The sequence below is a fragment of the Humiphilus diazotrophicus genome (genome assembly GCF_059726315.1).
The window spans coordinates 210,287-222,582 of the sequence record NZ_AP040871.1 but is presented as its reverse complement, the minus strand read 5'-3'; the positions used below and the strand labels follow the sequence as shown (position 1 = coordinate 222,582).

Annotated in this window: 7 protein-coding genes; 6 read left to right on the top strand and 1 reads right to left on the bottom strand. The window is 48.8% G+C overall.

Translation table 11 applies throughout. The features are described from left to right. Positions 1-1,070: 1,070 nt before the first annotated feature. Entirely contained in the window at positions 1,071-2,069 is a 999-nt protein-coding gene (locus AC6I7T_RS30925) for a helix-turn-helix transcriptional regulator (protein WP_497795281.1), read from the bottom strand. Positions 2,070-2,162: 93 nt separating this feature from the next. Here AC6I7T_RS30925 and AC6I7T_RS30920 point away from each other — a divergent pair, with 93 nt between their 5' ends. The 6 genes from AC6I7T_RS30920 (at position 2,163) to AC6I7T_RS30895 (ending at position 12,244) form a co-directional block, all read left to right on the top strand. Continuing rightward, positions 2,163-2,642 (top strand): DinB family protein, encoded by a 480-nt coding sequence (locus tag AC6I7T_RS30920; RefSeq protein ID WP_497795279.1) that lies wholly within the window; start codon positions 2,163-2,165, stop codon positions 2,640-2,642. 525 nt (positions 2,643-3,167) lie between these two features. Beyond that, positions 3,168-4,250 carry a LamG domain-containing protein gene (locus tag AC6I7T_RS30915; protein ID WP_497795278.1) on the top strand — a complete coding sequence of 361 codons (1,083 nt, stop codon included), beginning with the start codon at positions 3,168-3,170 and terminating at the stop codon, positions 4,248-4,250. Beyond that, entirely contained in the window at positions 4,247-7,318 is a 3,072-nt protein-coding gene (locus AC6I7T_RS30910) for a sensor histidine kinase (protein WP_497795277.1), read from the top strand. The genes AC6I7T_RS30915 and AC6I7T_RS30910 overlap by 4 nt, the downstream gene beginning before the upstream one ends. Continuing rightward, positions 7,315-7,944, top strand: a complete 630-nt coding sequence (locus AC6I7T_RS30905; protein ID WP_497795276.1) for a response regulator — start codon at positions 7,315-7,317, stop codon at positions 7,942-7,944. Before AC6I7T_RS30910 ends, AC6I7T_RS30905 begins: the two co-directional genes overlap by 4 nt. A gap of 173 nt (positions 7,945-8,117) precedes the next feature. Then, entirely contained in the window at positions 8,118-8,555 is a 438-nt protein-coding gene (locus tag AC6I7T_RS30900; RefSeq protein WP_497795275.1) for a DoxX family protein, read from the top strand. A 1,955-nt stretch (positions 8,556-10,510) separates the two neighbouring features. Beyond that, positions 10,511-12,244, top strand: a complete 1,734-nt coding sequence (locus AC6I7T_RS30895; RefSeq protein ID WP_497795273.1) for a methyl-accepting chemotaxis protein — start codon at positions 10,511-10,513, stop codon at positions 12,242-12,244. Positions 12,245-12,296: the final 52 nt, after the last annotated feature.

Genomic DNA, 12,296 nt, shown 5'->3' with positions numbered 1-12,296 from the left:
CTAGCCGATACAAACGGCTCTTCCTCCTTGATAGATTTGCAGGCTGGCAATCCCCTTCCAGACGGGAACCGTTGACACCTAAGTTTCGCGGAAATTGTCGGGTATAAGAACAACTTGCAAGCAACTAGACAGATTGGCTCACGACATGTTCACGTGAGCATAAACATCCTCAGGGATGTATCTAACTGCGCTCTGTCTATTGTTCCCCGGAATGGTGAGGAAAACTTGGTTGGGTTTGTACCGAAGTGCGCAATTGGGGAAAACTGCATCCCCGCCCACAGATAAGAGGGCAGAAGCCCGACCAGGAAGAGACTGTTCATCCTGTTCTCATTTTGGGTAGGCCATCGCTCTCTGCTGAGAACAAGTATCGATGGGTTGACACTATGTCGCAGCACGGAGTGGGACATCCGGGCCGAACAAACAATGGAGAGAACCGACAGGATCCGCCTATGGGTATATCTACACAGATCATGGTTGCGAAGTTCTGTTGCTAATTGACGACGGCGCTCTTAAGAAGCCCCCATTGCCTCTCCAGCGAAAATATTTAGAATGGGCTTGGTCTCATCTGGAAGATTCTTGAGAGCCTCGACAATTTCCGAAGCGGGACATAGACGGGTTTTCCATGTTTTTGCCTAGCAAAACATGGGGACAGTGACCAGCCCCATACCCAGAGTTTTCTCAGTCTTACTCGCTTAATCGAAAAGCCGCCTATCCGGCCGCTGAAGAAAGCACCCGTTCGTAAAGCGCGGATTCAAGCATCCAATCATCGAAGTCGAAATGAGCAGAAGGACACCGCTGAAACTACGGGCAGCAGTTTGATGAAAACTTCCGGATGAATGCGAGCATGAGGCTCTCACAAATGGGTCTCACCAAGCACTCAGAATTTTGCTGAATCCTTAATATAAAGCTCTCGATAACGACAACAAGTCGTCGGTAGGAGCTGCTTCCACTTAATTACTTGAAATGGCATTCGACAATGAATACCTCCTGCCTGCTCAGGGAAACAAGTATATCTTGCCCTTCTTACGTCCGGCCTTTGTGTTTCGATGTGCATCTGTGCAAGTAATGCTCTAGCGTTCGGAGCTGTCTTGGCACGAATCAGGAAGATTCGAAGAGCAAGGCTCGTCGGCAGCCATCATGGCCTGATCTGCCAACTTCCGAAAGGTGTTACGCAATTCTGCTGGATGGTGAACCACAATTCGACGTCCCACGCTAAGCAGCATTGCTGCAAACGTATCCAGACGATCACGTCCACAACGCAGACGCGTTCCCTCCTCATACTTTTCGATAGCGACTCTCCATGGAGCAAATGTGCACTCGGCTTCTTCCACGGGCATATCGATCCAAACATCGATTTGATAATCCGATTGGATAAAAGGCATTCTTTCTTGGAGATAGCGACGTGCATCGAAGTCCTTTGGGCGCCTGAACGTCCCGGCACATACTTCAAGATCCGACACTCTATCCAGACGGAACGTACGCAACGACTTTCGCGAAAGACAATGGCCGATCAAATACCATCGCCCATCGGTATGCATCACGGCATACGGCTCAATCTGTCGTCGGGAGGCGGCGCCACCATGTGACTTATATGCAAAGCGAACTCGCCGACACGTGCGAATCGCTGATGCAACTCGAATCAGGCCCTCTACAGAAGTTGTAACCACCCAAGGCCCAGGCTCGATCGCTACCACATCGTGTACTGTCCGGATATTTTCGCGAAGCACCTCGGGCAATACACGACCAAGTTTGGCCAAGGCGCCCTCCGTAGCAGGAGCAAACGCAGATAAACCTATTTGTCGCAAAGCATGTAGTCCTAATGAAAGTGCAAATGCCTCTTCATTCGTCAGTAAAAGTGGAGGCAATCGAAATCCGGGCCGCAGACGATATGCTCCGCCCACACCACGTGAAGATTCAATCGGTATGCTCAAGTCCTTCAGACGGACGATATAGCGTTGCACAGTGCGCAAGTCGACTTCCAACCGTTCGGCCAATTCCGCACCAGTCACGTGATCACGCGCCTGCAGGATCTCAAGAACTGTAAGGACGCGCATGATTGGGTCATACATATGAAGGCTATCCTCTATAAAATTTACGACAGAAACTGTCGGGAATAGCAAGTACCTTAAGAGTGAGCCCGGACGGGCCATACGGAGTATGAAATGGCAACCGAGATAAAATCAGTGAACGTGTTGACAGCAGAGGAACTTCTGAAGCATTGGCAGGGACACAGAAGGCTTACGCGAAAGGTGATCGAGGCTTTCCCAGAAGACAAACTATTCCACTTTTCCGTTGGAGGAATGCGGCCTTTTGCAGAAATGGTCTGGGAGTTCATTCGCATGGCCATTCCAATCGTAGAGGGAGTATCCACGGGGAAATGGGAGGAATTCAAGGGAACAAAACCCGATACCAAGAGCGAACTTCTACGTCTCTGGGATATACAAACAAAGGAACTCGATGAGACATTTCCGGATATTCCTTCACACCGGTTTACAGAAGTGGACAAGGCATTCGGTCAATGGGAAGCTCCTGGTCTGACGACAATTCAGTACGCTATCGACAACGAGATTCATCATCGAGGCCAGGGTTACGTGTATCTGCGCGCTCTTGGAATTGAGCCCCCTCCGTTCTGGGAGCGCTAACTACAAGAACATCTACCCATAGCCAACATTGGTCTCAAAAGCTGTTCCGAGCCCAGGTTGATTTCCGCTCAACCCTTGAGGAGCGCAAGGCTGACAAGCGCTCCTCCCCCTAAGCAGTCCTATAAGGACTAGCGGCAGTTGGCCCACCAGGCCATTCAGCAAACAATTCTTCTCGTGCGCCCTTCAATGCTCAATGCCACTACACCTCCAATGATTCATTGAGGGACTCCAGAATCTGGCATTACAGATCCTAATAGTGGGAGGCCCCACATTCGGGAAGGCTTCTCAGTTGGCACTTTCATGTTCTTTTAAAACTGGCCTCGAACCACGTCCCGCAAATGTTCTGGATGCGTATCCCCTAACCTGTGTATACAATTAACAAATAAGTTGGGCGCACAAAAAGCTTTCTTCGTAAATTCAACTAGACCCTTCCGATGTTGCTTATCGCATATGACTGCTGAATTGTAGTTTGGTCCGGCCACTTTTAGCCGCTAACCGATGCTTGCTTTCAGGACGAGAAAGTTAATGAAACGACAGGCCAATACCGTCAAAATCGCAATCGGTGAAGCATTACTGGTATGCGTCCTATGCCTTGCGCTCTATGCTTGCCATTCTCACACGATGGTATCTGCGCCGACCATTGTCTTTGATCAGGTACCAGAAACAATTTCCCTTGTTCCCCATACCGTCACAGGACGAGTCTCAGGTGCTCGATCAGAAGATCGAATCGTACTATATGCAAGAAATAATGGACGGTGGGGATTGCAGCTACGGGACGGACAGCCATTTACAAATATCGATAAAGACGGACGTTGGGCAATTTCTGCCCAGCAGGGATCGGAATATGCCGCACTCTTGGTCAAGCCCAACTACAACCCTCCCGAGTTGACGGAGTCCCTTCCCTCCATTGGTGCTGGAGTAGCCGCCTTGTTGATCGTCAATCCCCAAGGCACCCCAGTTGTATTCCCTCCGTCCCAAAAACTCAATTTCAGCGGTTATGAGTGGGATATAAGTAACGGCACCAATTACCGTGCTGGTTCAATAAACAGCTTTGACACAGCAAACGCCTGGACAGACACAGGCGGAGCACTTCATCTCCGTATTTCGGGAACTCAAAATAAATGGACAGCAGCAGAGGTGAAGCTTACACGCAGCCTTGGTTACGGAACATACCGTTTCAGGGTGCGCGACATCTCTCAGCTCGAGCCTTCAGCCGTATTAACCTTTGTCAGCTGGGATGGCATAGGCACAGAGCAGAACCGGAGAGAACTGGATATTGAGCTGAGCCGCTGGGGTTACGTCAATAACGACAATGCTCATTATGTCGTCCAACCTTATTACGTTCCCGCCAACATTGTGCGATTTCGAGTTCCAGGTGGAGTCTTTACGTACTCCTTCCACTGGGAACCTGGACAGGTAGCATTTTCGACTGCAGCGGGATCCAGCACCGCGGCATCGACATTGCTCAAGCAACACGTATTTACTTCTGGAGTCCCTGCCGCCGGGAACGAATCTATTCGCATATCTTTTTACGTGTTTAGTAAAGGGCAAGTGCCACTAAAGAACGCAAACGAAGTCGTGATCGAAAAATTTGAGTATCTCCCGTGATTCCATTGCTGAAACGATATCGCGAAGCACTGATTGGAATTTCGCTGCTATGTCTTGTCAGCTGCGCATACGGACTTGATCCCAATCGTAACCTGTCCCAATACGTCCGTGAACAATGGAATATCAAAAGCAAATTCTCTGGAGGTAACGTTAATGCAATCGGGCAAACAAATGACGGATATCTCTGGATCGGCACAGATAATGGACTTTTTCGTTTCGACGGCTTCCACTTCGAGCAGATAGTGCTTTCTTCCCTTCTCGGTTCTGGAAAACCTTCTATTTTAGGTTTACTTACCGATGCAAGCGGAAACCTTTGGGTACGCGTCCAGGGTTCGGATATTCTGCGGCGGGAAAACGGCACGTTTGAAGTTGTTGCATATGGTGCAGGACCACTGACCTCGCAGGTCACCGCGTTTTCAAAAGATCAGAATGGTGCTGTATCGATTTCGGATGTTGTCAAAGGTACATTCCGCTTTCAGGGAGAAAATCGTCTACTAATTGCTGGACCGAACATTCTGCCCGGAGCATCCCCCGTAATTTCGATTGCAGATACTCTCGATGGAATTATCTGGCTAGGTACCTTAGGAGGTGGGTTATTTCATCTTTCAAAAAACCAGCCTATCGCAATTGACTCCGGATTTCCTGAGAGAAAAATCAACTGCCTGTTAGCAATTGGCAGAGAAGATTTGTGGATCGGTACAGATAACGGCTTGTATCACTGGAACGGCAAGGACTTTAACCGTCAGCCATTACCTGCGACGCTTGCCAACGCACAAGTACTGAGCCTTCTGCACGATCACGATGCAAATGTATGGGTTGGAACCGATCGGGGTCTTATCCGCATGAATGCAAAAGGCATATCTTTCTCCGAAGAAAAGGAGCTTCGAGGGAAAGGAGCGATCAATGCTCTGTTTGAAGATCGAGAAGGAAATATCTGGGTTGGCGGAGCCCGAGGCTTCGGACGTATCCGGGATACGGTTTTCACAACCTACTCATCCAGTACAGATCCGCGCCTTGAACACACAGGTCCTATCTACATTGACTCGAAGGGTCGCACCTGGCTAGCACCTAGCGAAGGTGGACTATATGTTCTCGAAAATAATCACATTCGAGCTGCTACAACAGCGATACCCGCAAAGGATGTGGTCTATTCCATCGAAGGTCGTGGGCATGACATATGGGTTGGACGGCAGAGTGGCGGACTGACACATCTTCAAGAACGGAATGGGAGAATAACAAGCATCACTTATACAGAGAAAGATGGACTAGCTCAAAATAGCGTCTACTCTGTGCTGGAAAGTCGAGATGGGGCGGTATGGGCCGGAACTTTAAGCGGTGGCTTAAGCCGATTCCAACAAGGACGGTTCACAACTTACACCATGGCCAATGGTCTAGCAGCGAACACGATCTCCTCTATACTCGAAGCTCGCGATGGAACCATGTGGTTTGCCACACCAGGTGGACTCACCGCCTTCTTTCAGAATCGTTGGAAGACCTATACAACACGAGACGGCTTACCATCTGCAAGCATCAGCTTTTTATTCGAAGATTCATCAGGAGTTCTCTGGAGCGGAACATCGGGAGGGCTAGCATTTTTCACCTCTGGGAGCTTTAACCTTCTATCCGGCCCTGATGTCTTACGGGAGCCGATCTTCGGAATCGCAGAAGATAGAAACGGATTCTTCTGGATAGCAACCCTTAACCATGTACTACAGATAGCCCGGAACAAATTACTCCGTGGCAAGATTGAACCGGAGGATATCCGCGAATATGGAACAGCCGATGGTCTCCCTAGTAGCGAAGGCGTCAATCGAAGCCGATCGATCATTAATGATGCTGGGGGGAAAATCTGGCTCGCCCTCAAAGGGGGCCTTGCTGTAGCGGATCCGTCACACTTGCCATCCAGTTGGCCGCCAGCTATCCCCCACATTGAGGGGCTAATGGCAGATGGAACTGGAATCAGTCTTGTCAATTCCATACATGTCCCCAGTGGACGCAAACGAATCACCTTCACCTATACAGCTCTAAGTCTTGCCATACCGGAGAGAATTCGCTATCGCTATTTTCTGGACGGCTTCGACCGGCAATGGAGTGAACCCAGCGCAGCGCGAGAAGCTGTCTACACAAATCTAGGTCCCGGAACTTATCGTTTCCGTCTCCAGGCCAGCAATAGCTATGGAGAATGGAATGGACAGGAAAGCGATATCTCTTTCGAGGTTGAACCTGCATCCTGGCAGACGTGGTGGTTTCGTTCCATATGCGTCCTGTTTATTGCAGGCATAGGGCTCGTTCTATACCGAATTCACCTACGCCGATTAACTCAAGAACTGAACATGCGTTTTCAGGAGCGACTTGCAGAGCGTACCCGCATAGCCCAAGAATTGCATGACACTTTATTGCAGGGATTTATCAGTGCATCCATACAACTTCACGTTGCAGACGATCAGCTTCCCGTAGATTCAGCAGCGAAGCCCCTGGTAACCCGTGTCCTTGAGCTCATGGGACAAGTCATCGAAGAGGGTCGTAATGCAGTCCGGGGGCTCCGCTCGATAAACGATGCTTCCTACGATCTGGGTCAGGCATTTTCCCGCCTTCCCCATGATCTTGGTAACCATGCGGAGGTTGAATTTCGGGTCATCATTGAGGGTACCCCCAAGATCTTGCATCCGATGATTCGCGATGAGGTGTACCGCATAGGCCGAGAGTCTTTAGCGAATGCCTTTCGCCACTCGCACGCAAGCAAGATTGAAGTAGAGATTGACTACGCTGCCACTGATCTTCATGTTATTGTTCGTGATGACGGCTGTGGCATCGATCCCCTAGTTCTACAAGCAGGACGTGATGGACACTGGGGACTTCCAGGAATGCGCGAGCGAGCGGAGAAAATCGGTGCAAAGCTCAAAGTGTGGAGCCGCACTTCGGCAGGAACGGAGATCGAGCTCTCGGTACCTGGTCACCTTGCATTCCAATCGAGTATCCCCGGACAACTACCAAGGTGGCTTGCACGGATTTGTCCACAAGCAATTCTGTACAAAATCGGAAGCCTGAAAACAAGTACAAGAAAATGAACAGCGCCAATAAAATTCGCGTCTTCAGCGTTGATGATCATCCACTGCTACGTGAGGGGATTGCCACGCTCATCAGAAACCAACCCGACATGACATTGATTGCTGAAGCATCTTCGGGCCAAGATGCCATCAATGAATTTCAGAAGCATCGCCCCGACATCACGCTTATGGATATTCGTTTGCCAGATATGAATGGTATCGATGCAATGATTGCCATCCGCAAGAATTTTCCTGACGCCCGGGTTATCATGCTGACCACCTTCGAAGGAGACGTTGAAATCCAACGCGCACTTGGAGCCGGGGCTCGCGGATATATGCTAAAGAGCATGCCCCCGAAGGAATTGCTAGACGTGATTCGCCAGGTTCACACAGGCAAGAAGCGTATTCCACCTGAGATCGCAGCTCAATTGGCGGAACATCTTGGAGACGAGTTCCTTACTGATCGTGAGATTGAAGTTCTCCAGCAAATTGCTAGTGGAAATCGCAATCGAGATATTGCGAACCGACTATTTATTTCGGAAGAAACCGTCAAAGTGCATATCAAGCACATCATGGAAAAACTGGGGGCGAATGATCGCACTCAGGCTGTCGCCATTGGAATTCGCCGCGGGATTATTCATCTCTAGCCCCCTTCTCACATATACATACCGCATTCGGTCTGGGAAATGTCCCAAAGAGCGGTTTTTCGTGACAGGAAAGCCGCACCCAGGACCGTGTAATACCTAGAAAGAGGTATACAAACTTGCCCTGATCTCGGGATTCCCTTATGAATTGGCCGAGATAGCCTACTATATAGCGCTTGGTCGCAAAGGAGAACGGACTGCAAAGGCTATTTTCTACGTTTCCCGGCGGTACTCCCGGCCTCGGTTTGCTGCTCCTGCGCACAATGATCAGCTGCACCCTGGTAATGCAAGGAACGACTCAGCTTAGTTCACGAACGGGAGTCGAAGTCTGGATTGTCGGAGCTGTTGCTATGCTAAGCGCACTCTGCCTCGTGCTAGGATTGTTCACTCCTGTCGTGAGTCTTCTTGTGGCAGTAGGAGTTGTTGGCGCTAGACTTTGCGGATTGCTGGCTTCTGCAACGAACTTCTTTTTTGAAAATCTAATCGTAACCCATATTGCCGTAACATCGTTCGCATTACTCTTGCTTGGCCCAGGAGCGTTTTCTATGGATGCTCGCTTTTTCGGCCGTCGCGAGATTATCATTCCTCCCACTCATCCTTCGCCGGATGCATAAACCGTAAAAAAGGCCGATTATTACCGCCTTCCGCCGACTGACAGCCCCCGAACAGATCGTTACCACGATTGTGTTACTTAAAAAAGCTTCTAATTGGGGATGTACGTCAGTTCCCGTTTTGACAAACTTGCTTCTGCAAGAATACAGATAACGCCACTGAAGTGTTCCTTCATATTCTCGGACACGATGACTGGGTTTCATTCATAACCTGGTCCAACGAACTCCTGTTCCGGAAAAACCATAGCAAGGCAACAAAAAATAAGATGAGCCGTCTCCTGCCGTAGGACGCAGATGCCCTTAGTCACCATATTGTGCGGGATGTGCAAGCTGAATACCTAATGATCGGGTGCTGTTATGTTTCTTAACTCTCCAAGTGAAGCGACAAGAGCAGAAGACTACTCCCACAAGGAGCTATTGGTAAGAATCGAAAGTCTGTCGGCAATCGTCTGTGAGTTGCTAGAAGAAAATCAGCGGCTTCGTCTCGCCCTAACCTCTGCGCGAAGATTGCCTGTATGCCTGGATGCCTCCGTCCTACCTCCTGGCAGCCTAGGAAGCTAGAGACGCAATATTGGGATGGCCAATACTAACCATTTTGTAGTGTTTGAGGGCTAGCTTATGACAGCAGCTGAGGAACCAATGCAGCCAAGCAAATTCCATCTTCAACCCTATATATAGATATACGTGAGCACATTTGGTGGGGATCGCGAAGAGCTACTCTACGAGCAGCATACTAATCTAATCTATTCTCTGCTCTGAAAATAGACCAACAGAAGACATTTGTAAGATAGTGAGACTACCAGATAATCCGCGGTCCACCGATCTAGGATCTATCCCATAAGCTTATCTATGCCGCATATTAGGTACATGCTAGGAGTGCTCGGGGGAAATCGAGATGGAAGACCGTAACATACTTACAGCCATAGATATGGAAGAAAAGCCTTTTCAGTTGCAAAACCTGGAGCAAAAGCCCGTAAGCGTTTTTTGAACCCAGAAGCTCTTGAACGAATTAGAGAAGGACAACGCAGAAGATGGGCCAAGGCCAAACAAGCCAGCTGAAGGATGGCAATCTGCCGCCTTCCGTCTTCCACTCACAGTCCAAGTGCAACCATCGATAGCAGCGAACTATCTTGCGTTTCAAGTCTGTCCCCATCTATTTGCTGACAGATATCCTTTTAGAAACCTAGCGATATCTATTCCTTCATCCAGACGATGGCTGCTATTATAAATAATAATTCTGAGCCGATATTTCGCTAATAATTCTGATTCACATGCCGACGCATAGATTCATCGCGCCTCTGCGCAGATAATGAGCGGCGGGAGGAATATCGCCACCACAAGATCGCTAAGACAAAAAGGAACACCCCCACTGCAACTTGCACAATTACCCGCATCAGCACCGCCTCTAGGATTATCGCTCAACTCAGTCAGTCTAGGAACCAAGACACAAGGAGGAAAAGTGGAAAGAACAATTTTCTGAAATTGAAACGACGATATTCTTGAGCAAGCAGGAAAATTTGATCAGCTCAACAATTGAAGAATTCTCGCGCTTCCCTGACTTCTCTCGGAGAAATTCAATGATGTGCTAAATTATGCTCCACAATAGACATAGATAGCCTTAGGCAATTCGGATCTGATAACAGAAGTCAAATTACCTATTCATCAAATCATCAACGACCAGCGGCTGAGCCTTTTATCTCGACTCTAGTCCAGAGCCCTGCTGTCTTCAGCTTGTTTGAAACAATCTGGACCAGGATGTTTCCGGCTCATAACGGCCACTCCAATCAAAACTCACGTCCGTACCAAAGTGGTCGAGCACGCAAAAATATGACGAATCAGAACGCATAACAAACATAAATAGGCCGATATGGAATACACATTCTGCCAAAATTCGCCGCCTCTTATGAAAGTCGCAATGGGCAATGATGCGAGTTATTGAGTTGGCAGCAGGACCTTAAATGACACTGAAAAAGAAATTCAGGTTGTTGATTACATTGGCGATGATCGGGTTTGTAGCATTATCGACCTACTGGCTGAAGACCGAACGTACACGCCTGCTCGCAACAAAAGAAGACCAGGCACGCTCGCTAGTGGAGTTGGGCTATTCCACGGTATTAGCACAGTATGAAAAAGCACAAGCGGGAGTCATCAGCGAACAAGAAGCCCAGAAAAATGCCCGAGAAGCCCTCCGTTCTATGCGATACGGGAGTAATAACTATCTTTGGATTAATGACATGCGTCCGGTCATGATCATGCATCCCTTCAAGCCGGAACTTGAGGGCAAGGATCTGAGTAGTATCAAGGATCCGGAGGGAACGCATCTATTCATCGAATTTGTAAAGGCAGTCCAAACCACAGGCAGTGGAAGTGTCTATTACATGTGGCCCAAACCAGGCCAAAATAAACCTGTAAAGAAGATCAGCTATGTCCAGCAATTCAAGCCCTGGGGATGGGTCATCGGGACAGGAAATTATATTGATGACGTTAACGCTACCTGGCGTATGGGAGCCATACAATCTGGAGCTATCACGGCGATCTGCCTGATAGTTCTTTTCCTTGTGTCCTGGAACATCTATCGTTCTATCTTCAGGAAACTAGATATTTTAGCTGAACGTATCCGGGATGTCGCACAAGGGGAAGGTGATCTAACCAAGAGAATTGAAATCAGCTCCCATGATGAAATAGCCGTTGTAGCGCAATGGTTCAATACATTCATGGATACCTTGCACGACATAATTCTCAAGGTAAATGAAGGCACTTCGAAAGTGACCACCGATACCCAGGACATGTCTTCGAACATTGGCGAAAGTGCAAAAGAGGCACAAGAGCAAAGTAAACAGGTTTCCCAGGTCGCCGCCGCAATGCTGGAAATGTCAGCTACGATTGGAGAAATTTCTACCAGCTCCGAGTTGGCTGCAAAAAATGCTAGCAGGGCAGCCAATATCGCCCGCAATGGTGGGGAAATTGTCAATGGAGCCTTAGCCAGAATCAGTGCCATTGCTGACTCCGTTGGGGCCACCGCCGAGCGCATGAAGGAGTTGGGAAAACATTCGGATGAGATCGGCAAGATTATCGCTGTAATCGAAGATATCGCGAATCAGACCAATCTGTTGGCCCTCAACGCTGCAATTGAAGCTGCTCGCGCTGGAGAACATGGTCGGGGCTTCGCAGTTGTAGCCAATGAAGTTCGCAGACTGGCAGAACGAACAACCTCTGCCACCCATGAAATTGTCACGATGATTGAATCGGTACAGCGTGAAACCAATACTGCCGTCTTCCAGATGAACGCTGGAACTGAGCTCGTACAAGTCGGCGTTGCGGAAACCTCAAAAGCTGGAACAGCCCTGAATGAGATCATTGTTGCTGCCGAAAGTGTCGGTGGAATGATTGCTCATATCGCCACAGCTGCTTCCCAACAAAACAGCGCTGTATTCGAGATCAATTCAAACATAGAGCAAATAGCCAATATCGCTATGCACTCAGAAGCAATGGTTCAGAAATCAGCCATAACCAGTAAGGAGTTGTCTGTTCTCTCCGGAGAATTGACTCAGCTGGTTGGCCGCTTCCGCTTGCAGCAAAAAACACCAGTTGCCATTACACCGAGCTTGTCTAACAAGAAAGAACTAAGCACTATCGGCTATCCCAACGTAAGAACCACTATCCGAAGCTTTGATGTTTGCCGCAGTAAGTGAACTGCGGCAAAACTCAAGCCAGTGATCTCGGAAAATAAAAATATCTGTCCCG